Genomic DNA, 18,369 nt, shown 5'->3' with positions numbered 1-18,369 from the left:
AGAGAAAAATGGTTAATTACGGATAGAAATTAAGAGGTGTTTAGGAAAATGAGTAAGGCTAGAAATACTAATAGCAAGAATAATGGTAAGAATAATAGCAAGACTGTTATTAAAACGAGTACAATTCCAGATTTCAAGGACTTAGAATTTACTGAAGTAGATGCTTATCTTTTTGGAAATGGAACACATTATGAAATTTATAATAAGATGGGCGCTCATCTTTGTACTAAAGATGGAAAAGAGGGCGTTTATTTTGTTGTTTGGGCTCCAAGAGCTAGAGAAGTCTATGTTGTAGGTGATTTCAATAATTGGGATGCTTACGGCTATGATATGACTAAAATTTCTGATGGCGGTGTCTATGAATTATTTATAGAGGGCGCTAAGGAAAATCAATTATATAAGTTCTTAATTATAACTCAAGAAGGAAAGGCTCTTTATAAGGCTGATCCATACGCTAATGCAGCAGAATTAAGACCTGCAACAGCATCTAAGATTACCAATTTAAACAATTTCACATGGAAGGATAGCAAGTGGATTGAAGAGAAGAAGAAGGAAGACCATTTAAAGGTTCCTATGTCAATCTATGAGTGTCATATTGGTTCATGGAAGAAGAAGGTAGAAGATTCAGATGATGGTTTCTTTAATTATAGAGAGATTGCACCTGAACTTGCAGAATATGTATCAAGCATGGGCTATACTCACATTGAGCTTATGGGTATTGCAGAGTATCCTTTTGATGGCTCTTGGGGCTATCAGGTAACAGGTTATTATGCTCCAACAGCAAGATATGGTACACCTGAGGACTTTATGTATTTTGTAGATTACATGCATAAAAAGAAGATTGGTGTAATCCTTGACTGGGTTCCAGCACATTTTCCAAAAGATGCCCATGGACTTGCAAAGTTTGATGGCAGCTGCGTTTACGAGTATGCTGATCCAAGAAAGGGAGAGCATCCTGACTGGGGTACATTAGTTTTTGATTATGAGAAAAATGAAGTTTCTAACTTCCTTATAGCAAATGGCCTTTACTGGGTTGATAAGTTCCACGTGGATGGACTTAGAGTTGATGCCGTTGCTTCTATGTTATACCTTGATTATGGTAGAACAGATGGAAATTGGATTCCTAATAAATATGGTGATAACGGAAACCTTGAAGCTATGAGCTTCTTAAAGCACTTTAATAGCATGCTTAGAAAGAGATTCCCACAGGCAATTTCTATTGCTGAGGAGTCTACAGCTTGGCCAATGGTTTCAGGTGATCCAGATAATGGTGAGTGCTTAGGCTTTACATTTAAGTGGAACATGGGTTGGATGCATGATTTCACAGAGTATATGAAGCTTGATCCTTACTTTAGAAAGTTTAATCACGGCAGAATTACATTTTCATTAATGTATGCATATAGCGAGAACTTCATATTAGTATTGTCTCACGACGAGGTAGTTCACCTTAAGTGCTCAATGCTTGGAAAGATGCCAGGAGATAGGGAAGACAAGTTTGCAAATCTTAAGCTTGCCTACGCTTATATGGCTGGACATCCAGGAAAGAAGCTACTTTTCATGGGTCAGGAATTTGGCCAGTGGAATGAGTGGAGCGAGAAGAAGTCCCTTGATTGGTACTTGCTTGATGATGAGTCTCACAAGGATATGCAGGAATTTACAGCAAAATGTATGAAGCTATATAAGAAATATCCAGCCCTTTACGAGACTGACTACGATGATAAGGGCTTTAGATGGATTAATGCTAACGACAAGGACAACAGCGTTTTATCCTTCATTAGAGTTAGTCCTAATAAGAAGAAAAATTTACTCTTCGTACTTAACTTTACACCAATTGAGCGTCCATCCTTTAGAGTGGGCGCACCAATTGCTGGCAAGTATAAATTAGTACTTGGAAATGATGAGGAAAACATGAAAAAAACAATTTCTTCAGTTGAGGGAAATTGTGATGGATATGATAACTCACTCCTTGTAGATCTTGATAAATACGGCATTAACGTTTATGAATTTGATGGTGATGTTAGCAAGGTATTACCAACAAAAATTAAGTAAAAAACATTAACTTATATTTTAACTCCTTACTTCCGATAATAATCATAGAGATGATTATAGCGGCAGGTAAGGAGTTTTTTATGGCATTAAATATTGATGGAAGTAATTTTATTAAAAGTGAAATTAAGGAAAACAGTCCTTCTATAAATATATTAAATAAAACCCTAGATAACACGGCAGGTGTGAAAGACACATTTGCCGCTGTTGTCGTGTCTAAGGGGGAGAAGAAGATTTCAAGCTCCTATGATGACTTATTAAAGGAAGCTGATGATGTAAAGTCTCAGATTATGCAAAGTGCTACAGATGCTAAGATTGGCTTAAATGCCCTTATGAAGAAGCTATCAGGAAGTGAAGCAGTAGAGCTTGGAGAGGATGGTTATAATCTTACAGATAGCTCTAAAGAAGAGATGCTAAGCATAATTGATAAGATTAGAGTTGAGCTTTCTATGCACTGTAAAAACTATAGGGCATATGGCACTGGAGTTAGTAAGGAGGCTATTGAAAATGCTACAGGCTCGAAGGTCTTAGCCAATAAAATCGAAGATAAATTACAAGGTCTTGGTGTGCAATTAGAGGAAGAGGATCTAAACACAATCCAGGAAAATTTGAATAAATTGGACAAATTAGAAGAACTATCAAGTTCTGCAAAACTCTATATTGTAGAGAATAATCTATCTGCATCTATTAAGGATTTATATACAGCAGAGTTTGCCACAAGCACAAGCGCTAATAGACAAAGCCAGATAAGTGAAGCGGATTTAGATAGCATGAAACCACAGTTAGTGCGCCTAGTACAGGAGTCTGGCTGTGATGATTTATCAGCGGCTTTTGAAAATGCAAAGACACTTTTACGCAGTGATATTGCCGTAACTTCAGAAAATCTTGAAAAGTTAGAGGCTCTAGATTCTTTGAATATTTCGGATATGAAATCTATGCTAGGAAAGGCCTCAGTAATTGATAAAATGCTAGAAAATAAGCTGATTTCAAGGGACTTAGGCGAGATAGATTTAACTAGTAAATTTTCAAAATTAGAAACTGTAGCTGAAAGCTTTGAAGTGGTAAATGACGCTAGTTATAGTGAAGTTGAAAGCTTGCTATCTAGAAATAGAGAATTAACTATTGAAAACCTTAAGCAGGAGATTAGCAGAAATTCTTATATAGATACTGAGCCAGAAGATAACTATGAGAAAGATTTAGAAGTTTTAGCTGATTTCCAGCTAGAAGATGAAATAGATTTTAGAACAAATGAGACAAATAAGGCATATGTAACTTTACTTGAAACTAGAATTCTTATGAGTGTTAGTGCAAGGTCTTTCCTTATTAACAATGCGGATAAGATTATGACTACACCTATTTCTAAATTAAATGAAGAGCTCTATAAAAATGTCACAACAGCAAGCAATAACATACTTGCTACAGACCTTGATAGGGAGAGCTTGACTAGCTTAGTGGAAACAGAAATGGCCTTAGAAGAGATAAAGGAATCTCCGATATACATTTTCAATAAGATGCTTAATACTAATAGTCAGATTCAGACCATGACTCTTTCTTACACTGCAAGTCTTGCGGGCCAGCTAAAGAAGAGCTTTGACAGATACAATAACACAGTGGAAACTGTGGGAACACAGATTAGGGCTGATCTTGGAGACTCTATAGTTAAGGCGGTTAATAATAGTGCCGAGAGCCTTATGGATAGCCTTGGCCTAGATTATAATCAGGCTAACAAAGACGCTATTAGAATCCTTGCCCTTAATGGCATGGAGGAGACTAAGGAAAATGTAGACAAGATTAAGGAGGTCAACGAGACCCTTAAAAATCTTATTAACAATATGAAGCCAGAGACTGTCCTAAAGATGATTAGAGAGGGCATTAATCCAATGGATGCGGATATTAATGACCTTAATAAGTTCTTAATTTTAGAGAATGATGGGGCAAGTCTATTAAATGAAGAGAAGTTTTCTAAGTTTTTGTATAAATTAGACCAGACAGATAATATTACAAAGTCCGAGAGAAAGATGTTTATAGGTATTTATCAGATGATGAACATCTTTACTCGTGATGCAGGTGAATCTGTGGGCAGGTTAATTAAGCAGGGTAGCTCTGTAACCATGTCTAATTTAATGACAGCTTATGAAAGCAGGAAGCATGCAGGTATTGACGAACTTATTAGTGAGGATACTGGCTTGGCAGAGGTTTCTGGTGAGGTAAATTATTACACTTCTCTATTTATGAATAGCGAGAAACTAATTACTCCTAATACTCTTAAGAAGGTAGATGATAAGTATGGAATCTTAAGTGAAGGGGTGGAGGATTTTGTTAATGACTTAAATAGTGAGTATGACCCAGAACTAGAAAGACAGCTAGATTACCGATATGTAAGGGAGTTAACAGATGCCGCTAATTTAGAGGATGGAAGCGCAGAAGATAGGCTTTATGAAGAATTGAAAGAAAACGACATGGCAGTAAATATTGGTAACATAAAAGCTGTCAGTGAGTTTATGCAGTCTTCTAATATTAGTTTGGCAACTTATGAGAACTATAAGTTTGATAAGAATAATAAAATTGATAATCTTGAAAATGTTATTGAAAAAATCGGACATGAGCCAGACTTATCAAATTATATTTCTGAACTTGTAGATGCTAGTAAGGAAGAACTTGAAGCTTTAATAGAAGGAAGATTAACAGATATAAACAATCCAATTGATGATCTTGATTACCAGTTGTTTGATATGTATAGAAAGTCCACAAGACAGTTTAATTATATTGCTAATAGAGCAAAAGAAAGAGACTACAAAATCCCCTATATGACTGAAGAAGGCCTAGGAATTATGAATGTGAGCCTTGTTAGTGAGGAGGAAGTATCTAGTCTTGCAATTAAATTAAACAGCAAAACTTATGGCAGCAGTGAGCTTAATTTAGAAGTTAATGACTTATCTGTAAATTTATCTCTTAGCATTGAAAACAGCGACCGGGCATTAGAAACTTTAAAGTCTGATCTAGAGGCTGTATTAAGAAATCAGCATGGATTTACTGAAGTAACTTTTAATGAAATTTTTCAAAATGAAAATAGAAAAAAAGCGACACAAATTCCAACTGAAAGCTTATATGAAATTGCTAGGGATATGGTAACTGTAATGGTTTAGATGCATTTTCATCAAGGATTATTCAAACAATACAAGGATAAAAATGCACTAGTCACGTTAAGAAATGGGAAATAAGTCCGATATATAAAGTACAAGGAAGTTAATACTTGAGATTTTTCACAGGGCGGTGGAGGACAAAAAGAGAGGTTTTACTATGAGAATTAATACTAATATATCAGCCATCGTTTCTAATAACGCTTTGCAAAAAGCGCAGAACGCTTTATCTACCTCAATTGAGAGATTATCATCTGGTTATAAATTAAATAGTTCCCTAGATGATCCGGCTGGATGTGCCATTTCAGAGAAAATGAGAATGCAGATTAGAGGCCTTAATCAGGCTAATAATAATGCCTCTGATGGCATATCAGTACTTAACACAGCTGAAGGTGCAATGGCAGAGATTCAGTCTATGCTTACAAGACTTAAGGAACTAACAGTTCAGGCAGCCAACGATGTTAACTCTGATAGTGAACGTAGATCTATTCAGGAAGAAATTAATAATATCAATTCAGAAATAGATAGAATTTCAGATCAAACAGAGTTTAATACTCAATCTTTAATTAACGGAAATTTAACTCGTCGAGTTTATTCCGATTACCAGGGAGTTAATCAGTTAGAATGTACTGATAACTTCGTAGCTGGTATCTATGGCATTACTGTAACTAGCGATGCAAGACAGGCAGTTGCAGTGGCAAGTTCAACAATCACAATGACAGACACACAAGTAATTGGAGAAGGACAGGCAGGGGGTATTAACATCAATGGCTATATTGTAGACATTGAGGCAGGAGATACTCTAGATACTGTTATGGGAAAAATTGTTACAGGCATGAATAATGCCGGTGGCAGTGCATTTACAATAGTTGACCCTTATTCCAACGACACAAAGACTAACGGTACTGAGTATGCAGGATATGTGCCAGCAACAACTTATAATTCTACATACCTTGTAATGATGACAAATCAGTATGGTTCAGATCAGAAATTAAATATAACTTGTGATAACCAAGAGCTTGCAAATTTACTCGGTATGCCGGCAGCTTATAACGATGAGGTAATCGCAGAAGGAACTGATGTAACTGCAGAATTTTCAACGGTTACAGAGTCAGGAGTTACCTCTAGAGTAGGCTTTGAAAACTCAGCAGTAATGTCTACAAAGGGAACAATAATCACTATTACAGATGTAAATAACAAGGAATTTGTCTTAGATGTTCCAGGAAATGTATCAGGTACAGTATTTAACGACAAGACTAGAAATAGCGGCAAGTCACAGGTTTTAATTGCAGGTTCAGCAGAAGAAATCAATCAGGAAGTAACTGATGTTGGAACATTAAGTGTTCATATAGGAGCTAATCAGGATCAGGTTATTATTATAAATGTACCTGAAATCTCAACTTATACATTAAAGACAGAACATATCAATGTCATGACTGGCTACACAGCTCAGCTCTCAATTGACATTGTAGATGACGCCATTACTAAGTTAAACAAGGTTCGTTCTCAGCTTGGTGCCTATGAAAATAGATTCGAGCACACAGAAAATAACTTAGACGTATCTTCAGAAAATCTTACAAAGGCACTTTCAGTTATGACAGATACTGACATGGCTGAGGAGATGACAGAATACACAAGCTACACAGTAATGACTCAGGCAGCAACTTCAATTCTTTCACAGGCTAATCAAAGACCTGCTGAGGTATTACAGATTTTAAATCAGTAAAGAAACAGCTTTGTAAAAAATGGACATATTAAGGGAAGGACAGTTATGAATAATGATTTAATTAGAACCTATTCATATAGAATATCACAGGCGAATAGATCTCAATTAGTTGTAGTTATTTATGACTTGGCAATTGACTATTTAAAGGAAGCCTGCCAGTTAGAAAAAGTTGAAGAAAAACGACATAATATTGTAAATGCAGGAAGAGCTATTGATCAGTTAATAGTTGGTCTTAACATGGAATTTGATTTATCACAAAATTTGTTTATTATATACAACCACATAAAAAGAAGCTTAATTTCAGCCTCTGTAAAGCTAGACAATGGTGAATTAGAAAGGGTTATAGCTTTACTTAGCAAATTAAGAAAGAGTTTTTATGAGGTTAGTAAAGCGGACGAATCAGCACCACTTATGAAGAATACGCAAAATGTATACGCTGGTTTGACCTACTCTAGACTCGGAGCTTGCGAATCGGTTACAAACAATGCAAACCGAGGCTACATAGTTTAGAAATGTTCCAAAAGACAAGATGTCTTTAAAAATGCTTTTGATGTGCTATACCATAGACTCTCCTTAGGTGGGAGAGGGAACTCCCACCTAGAGAATCTCTTTATAGAACAACTTTATATATATTTTTTGGAAAGGGTGATTTAGACACCTTAGTTAAAGTCGCCCAAATTTATTTTTGCTTTCCAGTCCCCCTCATTATAAAAACCCCTGGTCAGGATTTATTCCTGGCCGGGGGCATTCAAATTTATAGTCTATTTAAATCTATAATCTATTTAATTTCTAATTAGTTATTTAGAATCTTAATTTTCTCTTTGAGGCATGTCGTCTTCTACGCCTGCTATTAGAATTATAATTCTTAATTACAAAGGCAAGAATTATTGCAAATGCAATGAAACCAAGTAAAATCCAAAGATTAATTCTTAGGCATTTCTTTGCTGTGTAGTTTGAGCTTGAATCAGACTCCTCTAAATAAGGCAAGAGACTGGTGTTTGTGGAATCGTTTGAGGAAATCGTTAGGGTTGTGGTACCTACTACATTTTCACCAAACAGATACTTTAAATGCACCGTTAAATCTCCGTTGTCGTTAGTTAAGTCATAGTTATCATCAATTGCAACCGTAACGTCTGATGAAGAACCAGAGTTAGGAATTGTAATAAATGAAGCTGTTAAGTTATAGTTTAGAGCTCTGCTTGTAAATACATCTGATGTGTAGATTGTATCGTTTGTTAGAAGCGAGCTTATGTTACTGCTTGAAGTAGTTGTCTTTGTGAAGTTCTCAAAACCCCATTCAAAAAGGGCCTTAGTATCCACAAATCGGCTAGCATCATCTGGCTCCTGGAAGGTTACACAGATTAGTCGCATTCCGTCTTTTTCTGCAAATGTTACAAGAGTATATTGTGATTCGTCTGTAAATCCAGTCTTACCGCCCTTGCAGTATTCATAGTAATATTCCCTGCCATAGAGCATCTTGTGACGGTGCTTGAAGGTTCTAGCTGTGTCCGTCTTATTAGTTGCTGGAATTGTGTAAGTTGTGTAAGTCGAATCGATGCTAACGAAAGTAGCGTTGTTGTAACAAGCTCTTGCTATCATTGCCATATCATAGGCTGTTGTGTAGTGATTCTGATCAAAAAGTCCACTGGCATTGGCAAAATGTGTATTAAGGGCGCCAACTTCAGCGGCTTTGGCATTCATCATGTCCACAAAGCTCTCTAAATCGCCTGCTACGTGTTCTGCAAGGCCATAGGCAATTTCATTAGCGGAATATAAAAGCATTCCGTATAGGGCCTGTTCAACTGTGTATTGCTCGCCTTCCTTTGTACCAAGGTTGGCATCTTCTGTTATATTGACGGACGCTACAGCTTCCTTTGAAAATGTAACAATGTCGGACATGCTGCAATTTTCAATAGTAAGAAGTCCGGTTAGAATCTTAGTTGTACTTGCGGGATAACATTTCTCATAGGCATTTTTTTCGTAAAGAATTGAGCCTGTATCTGCGTCTATAAGAATACAGCTTCCTGCTGAAACATCTGGGGCACTTGGCCATGTGGTAGAGTTTGTATCTACTGAGGATACTACGCTACCAGTGGATGAAAGAGCTGCAAAGGTCTGTATAGGGCTAGATACTAAAAGAGCGGCTGCGCCAAGTAAAGCTGCGGCACGCTTTAAATATTTTTTGAATCTAAACATGATATTTCCATCCTTTATTCTTTTAACGATTAAATTATCGCAATCATTCTTATTATAGTAACTTTCAAAAAAAGGTGCAACTTACCGTAGCTGAAATCTCTATATTGGCAAAATAGAAAAAATCATATATAATACGAAAGTTACAAAAAATCGTTGGGCCTATGCCCGTTTATTTTTGGAGGAATTAATGAGATTAAGAAATGTACCTGGCGCAAGAGAAGTCATGGTTGAGAATAATTATGTTTTTACAGAACCAATTGGAATGAAGGGAACATGGGCAGAAGTTTTTGGAAATAATAATCCAATCCATATTGAAATTGGAATGGGTAAGGGAACATTTATTACAACACTTGCAGGCTTAAACCCAGATATTAACTATGTTGGAATTGAAAAGTATTCTTCAGTTTTACTTAGAGCTGTAGAAAAGCAGGATGAATTACAGCTTCCTAATCTTCGTTTTATTAGAATGGATGCTGAGGCAATTACAGAAGTATTTGCTAAGGATGAAGTAGATAGAATCTATCTTAACTTCTCAGATCCATGGCCAAAGGATAGACATGCTAAGAGAAGACTTACATCAAGACAGTTCTTTGCAAGATACAATGAAATCCTTAAAAAGGAAGGCAGAGTTGAATTTAAGACAGATAATGTAGACCTTTTTGATTTCTCGTTAGAGGAAGTTGGAGAGGCTAAGTGGAATTTAGTAGATTACACTAGAGACCTTCATCACGAGCCAAGAATGAATGAAGGCAATGTTATGACAGAATATGAGAAGAAGTTTTCAGAGGCAGGCAATGCCATCTGTAAGTTGATTGCCAACAGATAATTAGATAACTTAGAATAGATACAAAAAAGCTAGCTAGGAATTTCCTAACTAGCTTTATTTTTATTATCTAGATACATTGTAAAGCGGACATTCGGAATCCGCTTCGCTACTTCCTCATGAACGCAGTGGCACTTTGTGCCACCTGTCAGAAGGGGCTTTAACCCCTTCTGACACTAGTAAGCTTTATACCCCCGCTTAAAGCTTACGCTTTTGAAGCTGGGGATTGCTTACACTGCGTTCATAAAAATGTAATTCGGCTTAAATCTCATCAAAGGAATCGTAAGGCTTTACATTGACGTCCTTCTTATTAAGGAAGTGCTGAACTATAAGGTCGATGATGTAGCCAAGCACTGCAACGATTGGAACTCCAAGGAACATTCCAGCAACGCCCCAAAGGCTTCCGCCAACAGTAATACCAAAGATAACCCAAAGTGGCTTTAAACCAATGCTATCGCCAATAATCTTAGGTCCAATAACAAGGCCATCAAGCTGCTGGATAACTAAAATCATAATTGCGTATGGAATTACTAGGAAGATGTTAGTGATTATAATGAATAAACCACCAATAACTCCGCCGATGTATGGTCCAAAGTAAGGAATCATGTTAGTTACACCAACAATAACGCTTATTAAAACCGAATATGGCATTCTAAAGATTGTCATAATGATGAAACAAAGAATACCAATAATTAAGGAATCAAGCGCTTTACCAAAGATAAAGTCAAGTAAAATGGATACGCTGTTTCTAACGATTACACGAACTGAATCTGCACTCTTCTTAGGAAGAATTCCGTAAAGAACTCTCTTTGACTGATAGAAGAGGTTTCTGTGATCTGAAATCATGTAAACCGAAACGATAATAGCAATAATGAAATTTACAAGTCCCTTAACAATAAGCATGGATGTATTGAAAATGTATGGCACCATGTTAGTTACGATATTAGATAAGTAGTCTAATATTCTTGGATAGAGACTTTGAATGTAATCATTAACTTCCTTGAAATCTACAAAAGTCCAGTAAGAGTGATTGTTCTCAAAGGTAATGATGTAGTTATAGGCATTGTCATACCATATAGGAAGTTTGTCTATAATTTCCTGTAAACTTAAATAAATCTGTGGAATTACAAAGCCAAGTAAAATTACAATGAATCCAATAGCTATTAAGTAAGCAATAATTATGGCTAAAACTTTTTTTAGCTTAGCTGATTTTATATGAAAGGTTTCTGTAAATACTTTATTATAGAGAGTCTTTACAAGTGGATATAAAACCAACGCAATAAATCCGCCAGTAATAAAAGGTCCAATAAGCTTAAAGAGCTGTGAAATTACCTTAAAGGTAATAGCTAGGTTACCAATAAGCTTAAAAATCAAAATAGAGCATAATACAAAGGCAAGGGCATATATTAATATAGAGAAATATTTATCACTTTTTATAAAGTGAAACTTATTAGAATCCTCTGTATCATAAACATGATCCTTTTCGTAGTCTCTTGTCTCTTTATTATCTTCTTTCTTATAAGTTGCGTCCTTAGAATTGTCAGGGACAAAATTCTTACTTTTCTTTTTTGAGTAGCCATCTTCAATATCAGATATTTTATCGATGCTTTCATTTAGCCTTTCAATACTGTTTTTTGTTGTGACTTCTTTATCGGTCTCAGTATTATTTTTTTTCTTTGTGGATGAAAAAAAAGAAAATTTAGCCATTTACTGCCTCCAAGTTATATATATTTGTTATTCATAGAGATTATCATATTTGAAATAATAATTGGGTAAAAAGTTTATTTTTTAATTTGCTTTTTATAAATCAAGGGATTTTTTTATAATTTTGCGAAAAATTTTTTGTAAAAATTCGACCCTAGTTCTAAAGTTTGAAAAAATAGAATTCAGTGTTTGTGCGGGTTTGAAGCCTTAAAATATCTATACTATTCATTGTAAATTAAAAAAATTCGCAAAAAAACGAAAAAAGGGCTTGCCAAAAAGATAATCATCTACTATAATTACATCTCGTTGGGACACAAGTTCTTACGAACCGGTCTTCTTAATAGATTATAAAGAAATTTGTTAAGACAAGCAACACACTTCATCAAGAAGTTTTCAAGCCACTAAAAAAAATAAAAAAAGTGCTTGACAAACAAAAACTTCTGATGTATAATGAATAAGGTTCTTACAGAGCTAAGAACTGAAAAACAAAATAAGCACCGCTAGCTCAGTTGGTAGAGCACCTGACTCTTAATCAGGGTGTCCAGGGTTCGAACCCCTGGCGGTGCACTGGAAGGTCTTATGATTTAGGAATAACCTAGGTTGTAAGGCTTTTATTTTTTGTTCTGACGGGGCAAGTTGTCAAGACTCGCTTGCTCGATACATTTTCATAATTATTCTTCTTTATATAATTTCCTATAATTTATCTTCCAATTAAAAATTATTATCTAAGTTAAGAAATTTTTAATAAAGCTCTAATTCTATTATAATGGTATTGAGAAAACTGTTGTGTTATTCTTGAAAATGTAAGGAGTGATATGACATGTTTGGATATGTTATTGTTAATAAGCCTGAACTTAAAATAAGAGAGTTTGATGAATATCGATCTTATTATTGCGGTTTATGCCATACCTTAAGAAGTGAATATGGATTTAAAGCTCAGATGACTTTAAGTTATGACTTGACTATGGCGGTGCTTTTATTGACAGCTCTTTATGAGCCTGAGGTTACAAGGACAAGAAGGACCTGCAAAGCACACCCAATAAAAAAGCAGGCAATGAGTGAAAGCATTATTACTAATTATGTGGCAGATATGAACGTGCTTATGTCTTATTATCATCTAGTAGACGATTGGAAAGATGAGAGAAAGATTCAAAGCAAGGCATATGCTAGCTTACTATCAAAGAATGTTAGTAGTATAAAGAAGCGTTATCCTCAAAAGGCAGCAGCTATTGAGGCGGGTCTTAATGAGCTTTCAAGCTACGAGCAAGCAAATGAAGATAGCATCATAAAAGTTTCACAAAGCTTTGGTAAGGTATTGGCTGAAGTTTTAACTTATAAAGATGATGAGTGGAAAACTAATTTGCATAATCTTGGAATGGCCTTGGGACAGTTTATCTATATTATGGATGCTTATGATGATCTAGAGAAGGATAAGAAAACTGGAAACTATAATGTCCTAAAGGGCTATGAAAAAGAAGAAGATTTTGATATATTTGTAGAAAATATTCTTAAGGCTCATATGACAGTAGTTGCCCGTGAGTTTGAATTTCTTCCTATAATAGAAAATGCTGAGATACTTAGAAACATAATATACTCAGGGGTTTTCATTAAGTTTGAAGAAGTGAAAAAGCGCAGGGCCGAAAGAAAAAATGAAATTAATAATGATATTAAAAATGAATCGAAAAATAAAAAATGAATCTAGATAGGATTTATTTTGGAGGTTATAATGTCGGATCCATATCAAGTTCTTGGGGTATCAAGAGATGCCTCAGATGATGAAATAAAAAAAGCATATAGAAAATTAAGTAGAAAGTATCATCCTGATGCTAACGTCAATAATCCTAATAAGGAGCAGGCTGAGGAGATGTTTAAGACTATTCAGCAGGCTTATAATCAGATTATGAAGGAAAGAGAAGGTGGCTTTACAGGCGGCTCTTATAGTCAGAATAGATACGGCACAGGTAGATCTAGTAGTTACGGTTATGATGGTGATTACCAGAATTCTAGAGGTGGCCAGTATCAAGACTTTGAGGACTTTGGAAGCTTCTTTGGTTTTGGTCCTTTTGGCTTTGGCGGTTATTACGGAGGCTATCAGGGAGGTCGCTCTAATCAGGCTAATATGAATGGGGACGACCAGACTTCACAGAGACTTAGAGCAGTAGCTAACTACATTAATAATGGTGGTTTTGATGAGGCTATTAATATTCTTAATGATTTAGAGGATAGAGATGCTAGATGGTATTTCCTAGCAGCTAATGCCTATGCTGGCAAGGGCAATCAGGCAGCAGCTATGGAATATGCTAAGAAGGCGGTTTCTATGGACCCAGATAATTTTCAATATAGAAATTTCTATCAGAATCTAGCAAGTGGTGGCAGTTGGTACAATGCAAGACAGCAGTCTTATAGCCCAGCTAATGGTGCTACATCCTGCATGACTTGTCTTGGTACTTGGTTGCTTTGCAATTTCTGTTGTTAAAAATTTTATAAATGATATAATATTTACTAAGAGAATACAAACACATCTAGTTAGAATTAGCTAGATGTGTTTTGCGTTATTAAAGAAAAAAATATTTGATTAAGAGTTAGATAACAAGCTTTAGGGTAGAAAAATGGGGGTATTTATGAAGAGAAGATTGAGACTAGCCTTATCTATTATTCTTAGCTTAGTAATGCTTTCTACAACTGCATGCGGCTATAGTGAGTGGTTTGTAAAAGAGGCGGGAGAGTCCTATTTAGTGGGCCTTATAGAGGATGGCCTAGATGGAGAGCTAGATAGTGACACAGATTCTTCTAATGAGATAGAAGAAGAGCAGGTAAATGAAAGTGAAAGTGAGAGGTTTAACAGCTTCGTTGAGGATTTGTTTGCAGAGGTTATGGAAGATAGCGATTTAGTTAGCTTGCATGCCTATCTTGAACATCCTGAAAATTATGGAATTGAAGACTATGAGAAAAGTTTTGGAAGAACGGATTTTGATAATTTAGGAGATACTTCCTTTTATGATGAAGTTTTAGAAAAGCTTGATGAGTTTGAAAAATCTGAACTTACAAAGAGTCAGCAAATAACTTATGAAGAGCTTTATCTTATGATGGAAAATGAGAAAAAATATGCAGACCTTTACTTGCTTAATACAGATATTGCCCCAACAACGGGTGTGCAAGTCCAGATTCCTATTCTTCTTGCGGAATACAGTTTTGTGGAAAAAAAGGACATTGAAGAGTATTTAACACTTCTATGTGATTTAGATGAGTACTTCGCGGATATTCTAAAATACGAAAAGCTTAGGGCTGATGCGGGATATTTTCTTGAGGATGATCTAGCAGACGAGGTGATTGATACCTGCAATTCATTTTTAGAAACTGCAAAAAGCGAGGACGGAGTTTTAATCTCTAGTTTTAATGAAAGACTTGAGGAGTTTGAAGGACTTACAGAGGAAGAGAAGACTAGCTATAAGTCGGAGAATGTAACTGCTATTAATGAAAATGTAGTGCCAGCCTATGAGGCCCTAGCTAAGGGCGTTGAAGAGCTAAAGGGAAGCTCTAAGTATAGTGGTGGAATTTGTAACTATCCAGATGGCAAGCGCTACTTCGAATATTTAATGAATAAGAGACTTGGCATTGATATGTCAGTGGATGATTATTATGAACTGGGTGAGGATTATGTAGAGGATTTACTTAATCAGATGAGTACTCTTATGTATGGTAATCTTTCGGTTTATAATGGCATGTCAAACTTTAGCTTTAATATGTCAGATCCTGAAGCTATATTAGAGGATTTGCAAAAGCAGATTGTGGAGGATTTCCCAGCTATTGGGGATACAAGTTATGAGGTTAAATATGTATGCGAGGCACTTGAGGATTATGCTAGTCCTGCCATGTATTTCATACCACAAATTGATAACCTAGATATTAATTCTATCTATATTAATAAGGGTTCAGGTGAGAAAGAGATTTATCCAACCCTTGCTCATGAGGCTTATCCTGGTCATCTTTATCAGACTCAGTACTTTGCTTCTAAAAATCCTGACTGGATAAGATATATCTTAGCTCCTGGTGGTTATGTGGAAGGTTGGGCTTCTTATGTAGAGGTTTACTCTTACAACTTTGCAAGTACTGGTAATGAGGATTTAAATAAGCTTATGGGCCTAAATTATGAAACGACTTTAATAATATATGCTCTTGGAGATATTGGGGTTAATTATTATGGCTGGGATTTAGATGAGTTATCAGACTTTGTTACGGATTACTTTAATGTAGGTTCTGATGCTGTTAAGACAATGTATGATGCTTTTGTGGCAAATCCTGGTAACTACTGTCAGTATGCCTTTGGTATGGTGGCAATTGAGGAATTGAAGTCTGAGGCAGAGGACGAATTAGGAGATAAGTTTGATATTTATGAGTTTCATAAGTACATTTTAGATATGGGCCCAGCCCAGTTTGATATTCTTTTTGATAATTTAGATGCTTGGTGTAAAAGCATTAGTTAATAATTAGCTTAGATGTAGAAAACTTTATAGGAAAATGTGTAAAAGCCCCGTAGTTTCTTGATATTTAGTGGAAAGTCTAGAGATTTACGGGGCTTGACATAGCTAATTAAATTAACTATCATTTAAGAATATGTGTACTGGTATATGTTTTTTATAGATACATTTTCAATACGCAATTAACAATGAGTTGATTTCTGCCAATTGGTGGATTAATGCTAATAAATGATAGGAGGAAGATCAATGCCAAAGAATAGAGGAAATTACTATATGACAACAGCTATTGCCTATACATCAGGCAAGCCTCATATTGGTAATACATACGAAATCGTACTTGCAGATAGTATTGCAAGATTTAGAAGACAGCAAGGATATAACGTATTCTTCCAGACAGGTAGTGACGAACATGGTCAAAAGATCGAGGAGAAGGCAGCAGCAGCTGGTGTATCTCCAAAGGAATTTGTAGATGAGGTTTCTACAGAAATTAAGAGAATCTGGGATTTAATGAATACTTCTTATGATAAGTTTATAAGAACTACAGATGAAGACCACGAGAAGCAGGTTCAGAGAATCTTTAAGAAGTTATATGATCAGGGAGATATTTACAAGGGTGCTTACGAGGGTCTTTACTGTACTCCTTGTGAATCTTTCTGGACAGAGTCTCAGTTAGTTGATGGAAAGTGTCCTGACTGTGGACGTGAAGTTAAGCCAGCTAAGGAAGAAGCTTATTTCTTTAAGATGAGCAAGTATGCTGATAGATTAATTGATTATATTAATGAACATCCAGAATTTATTCAGCCAGTGTCAAGAAAGAATGAAATGATGAATAATTTCTTATTACCAGGTCTTCAGGATTTATGTGTATCTAGAACTTCATTTAAGTGGGGTATTCCAGTAGACTTTGATCCTAAGCATGTAGTTTATGTATGGCTTGATGCTCTTACAAACTATATCACTGGTATTGGTTATGATTGCGATGGTGAATCATCTGATTTATTCAAGGCTAACTGGCCAGCAGATCTTCACTTAATCGGTAAGGATATCATTAGATTCCATACAATTTATTGGCCTATTTTCCTTATGGCTCTTGATTTACCACTTCCAAAGCAGGTATTTGGTCATCCATGGCTTATCCAGGCAGATGGTAAGATGAGTAAGTCTAAGGGAAATGTTATCTATGCTGATGATTTAGTAGATATGTTTGGTGTAGATGCCGTTAGATATTTCGTATTACACGAGATGCCATTTGAAAATGATGGTGTAATTTCTTGGGAATTATTAGTTGAGAGAATGAACTCTGAACTTGCTAACACACTTGGTAACCTTGTTAACAGAACAATCTCAATGTCTAATAAGTATTTTGGCGGAGTTGTTAATAAGACAGGTGTTAATACAGATGGTGCAGTTGATGCTGAAGGTAATAGCGCAGATTACGATGCTGATCTTAAGGCAGTAGTTACAGGAACAGTTAAGAAGGTAGAAGATAAGATGGCTACACTTCATGTTGCTGATGCTATTACAGAAGTATTTACATTATTTAAGAGATGTAATAAGTACATCGATGAGACAATGCCTTGGGCACTTGCTAAGGACGAAGCTAAGAAGGAAAGACTTGAAGAAGTTTTATATAACTTAGTTGAGGGTATCACAATTGGTGCTAACCTACTTAAGGCTTTCATGCCAGAAACAACTGAGAGAGTTTTAGCTCAGCTTTATCCAGATAATATGGAAGCAGGTCTTCGTGACTTTGATGACTTAGATAAGTTTGGTTTAAGAGAGTCAGGCCTTAAGGTAACAGAAAAGCCAGAAATTCTCTTTGCAAGACTTGATATTGAAGAAGTTTTAGCTAAGGTTGAAGAGATTCAGGCAGCACAAAAAGCAGCAGCTGGCGGAGTTAAGTATCCAGAAGTTGAAGCTAAGGAAGAAATCTCAATCGATGATTTCGATAAGATTCAGATTAGAGTTGGCGAAGTATTAAAGTGCGAGCCAGTTAAAAAGGCTAAGAAGTTACTTTGCTCACAGATTAGAATTGGTGATGAGGTAAGACAGATTGTATCTGGTATTGCTAATTTCTACAAGCCAGAAGAAATGGTTGGTAAGAAGGTAGCAGTTATTACTAACTTAAAGCCAGTTAAGCTTTGTGGTGTTGAATCACAGGGTATGATTCTTGCAGCAAGTGATGATGAAGGTAACTTATCAGTCCTTACAGTTGATAAGGATATTATTGCTGGTAGCGAGATTAAGTAATAAATA

General features: G+C 35.7%; 11 protein-coding genes and 1 tRNA gene. 10 read left to right on the top strand and 2 right to left on the bottom strand.

Translation table 11 applies throughout. The features are described 5' to 3' along the window. The first annotated feature begins 48 nt into the window (after positions 1-48). From glgB to QVA17_RS01970, 4 genes are all read left to right on the top strand, one after another. Entirely contained in the window at positions 49-2,049 is a 2,001-nt protein-coding gene (glgB, locus tag QVA17_RS01985; RefSeq protein WP_287386108.1) for a 1,4-alpha-glucan branching protein GlgB, read from the top strand. An 80-nt stretch (positions 2,050-2,129) separates the two neighbouring features. Then, entirely contained in the window at positions 2,130-5,192 is a 3,063-nt protein-coding gene (locus tag QVA17_RS01980; RefSeq protein WP_287386107.1) for a DUF6240 domain-containing protein, read from the top strand. Positions 5,193-5,346: 154 nt separating this feature from the next. Then, positions 5,347-6,912, top strand: a complete 1,566-nt coding sequence (locus tag QVA17_RS01975; RefSeq protein ID WP_287386105.1) for a flagellin N-terminal helical domain-containing protein — start codon at positions 5,347-5,349, stop codon at positions 6,910-6,912. 45 nt (positions 6,913-6,957) lie between these two features. Beyond that, positions 6,958-7,422 (top strand): flagellar export chaperone FliS, encoded by a 465-nt coding sequence (locus QVA17_RS01970; protein WP_027431084.1) that lies wholly within the window; start codon positions 6,958-6,960, stop codon positions 7,420-7,422. Positions 7,423-7,713: 291 nt separating this feature from the next. Here QVA17_RS01970 and QVA17_RS01965 read toward each other — a convergent pair whose 3' ends face one another. Continuing rightward, on the bottom strand, positions 7,714-9,108 hold the full coding sequence (locus QVA17_RS01965; protein WP_287386104.1) for a D-alanyl-D-alanine carboxypeptidase family protein: 1,395 nt from the start codon (positions 9,106-9,108) through the stop codon (positions 7,714-7,716). A 187-nt stretch (positions 9,109-9,295) separates the two neighbouring features. Between QVA17_RS01965 and trmB the strand changes: the two genes are divergently transcribed. Beyond that, positions 9,296-9,934: a tRNA (guanosine(46)-N7)-methyltransferase TrmB gene (gene trmB / locus QVA17_RS01960; RefSeq protein WP_027431083.1), complete on the top strand. Its 639-nt coding sequence runs from the start codon at positions 9,296-9,298 to the stop codon at positions 9,932-9,934. Between the two features lie 258 nt (positions 9,935-10,192). Here trmB and QVA17_RS01955 read toward each other — a convergent pair whose 3' ends face one another. After that, positions 10,193-11,638, bottom strand: a complete 1,446-nt coding sequence (locus QVA17_RS01955; protein WP_287386103.1) for an AI-2E family transporter — start codon at positions 11,636-11,638, stop codon at positions 10,193-10,195. 491 nt (positions 11,639-12,129) lie between these two features. Here QVA17_RS01955 and QVA17_RS01950 point away from each other — a divergent pair. From QVA17_RS01950 to metG, 5 genes are all read left to right on the top strand, one after another. After that, positions 12,130-12,202 (top strand) — tRNA-Lys (locus QVA17_RS01950). A 253-nt stretch (positions 12,203-12,455) separates the two neighbouring features. Then, entirely contained in the window at positions 12,456-13,331 is an 876-nt protein-coding gene (locus QVA17_RS01945; protein ID WP_287386101.1) for a DUF5685 family protein, read from the top strand. A 30-nt stretch (positions 13,332-13,361) separates the two neighbouring features. Beyond that, positions 13,362-14,111, top strand: coding sequence for a J domain-containing protein (locus QVA17_RS01940; protein ID WP_287386099.1), 750 nt, complete (start codon positions 13,362-13,364; stop codon positions 14,109-14,111). A 145-nt stretch (positions 14,112-14,256) separates the two neighbouring features. Continuing rightward, the gene (locus QVA17_RS01935; protein WP_287386097.1) at positions 14,257-16,119 is read left to right on the top strand and encodes a DUF885 domain-containing protein; all 1,863 of its coding nucleotides are present in this window, start codon (positions 14,257-14,259) and stop codon (positions 16,117-16,119) included. 240 nt (positions 16,120-16,359) lie between these two features. Next, on the top strand, positions 16,360-18,363 hold the full coding sequence (gene metG, locus QVA17_RS01930; protein ID WP_287386096.1) for a methionine--tRNA ligase: 2,004 nt from the start codon (positions 16,360-16,362) through the stop codon (positions 18,361-18,363). Positions 18,364-18,369 lie beyond the last annotated feature (6 nt).

It is taken from the genome of Lachnospira sp. (genome assembly GCF_016290755.1).
In the GTDB taxonomy this organism is placed as follows: Bacteria; Bacillota; Clostridia; order Lachnospirales; family Lachnospiraceae; genus Lachnospira; species Lachnospira multipara.
Note: the sequence above shows the minus strand (reverse complement) of the source record. Positions and strands in the feature narration are given on the sequence as shown.

Coding starts and splice junctions, on each gene's coding strand:
- QVA17_RS01935 (WP_287386097.1), top strand. CDS start 14,257: ATGAAGAGAAGATTGAGACTAGCCTTATCTATTATTCTTAGCTTAGTA.
- QVA17_RS01940 (WP_287386099.1), top strand. CDS start 13,362: ATGTCGGATCCATATCAAGTTCTTGGGGTATCAAGAGATGCCTCAGAT.
- QVA17_RS01980 (WP_287386107.1), top strand. CDS start 2,130: ATGGCATTAAATATTGATGGAAGTAATTTTATTAAAAGTGAAATTAAG.
- QVA17_RS01970 (WP_027431084.1), top strand. CDS start 6,958: ATGAATAATGATTTAATTAGAACCTATTCATATAGAATATCACAGGCG.
- QVA17_RS01965 (WP_287386104.1), bottom strand. CDS start 9,108: ATGTTTAGATTCAAAAAATATTTAAAGCGTGCCGCAGCTTTACTTGGC.
- glgB (WP_287386108.1), top strand. CDS start 49: ATGAGTAAGGCTAGAAATACTAATAGCAAGAATAATGGTAAGAATAAT.
- trmB (WP_027431083.1), top strand. CDS start 9,296: ATGAGATTAAGAAATGTACCTGGCGCAAGAGAAGTCATGGTTGAGAAT.
- metG (WP_287386096.1), top strand. CDS start 16,360: ATGCCAAAGAATAGAGGAAATTACTATATGACAACAGCTATTGCCTAT.
- QVA17_RS01945 (WP_287386101.1), top strand. CDS start 12,456: ATGTTTGGATATGTTATTGTTAATAAGCCTGAACTTAAAATAAGAGAG.
- QVA17_RS01975 (WP_287386105.1), top strand. CDS start 5,347: ATGAGAATTAATACTAATATATCAGCCATCGTTTCTAATAACGCTTTG.
- QVA17_RS01955 (WP_287386103.1), bottom strand. CDS start 11,638: ATGGCTAAATTTTCTTTTTTTTCATCCACAAAGAAAAAAAATAATACT.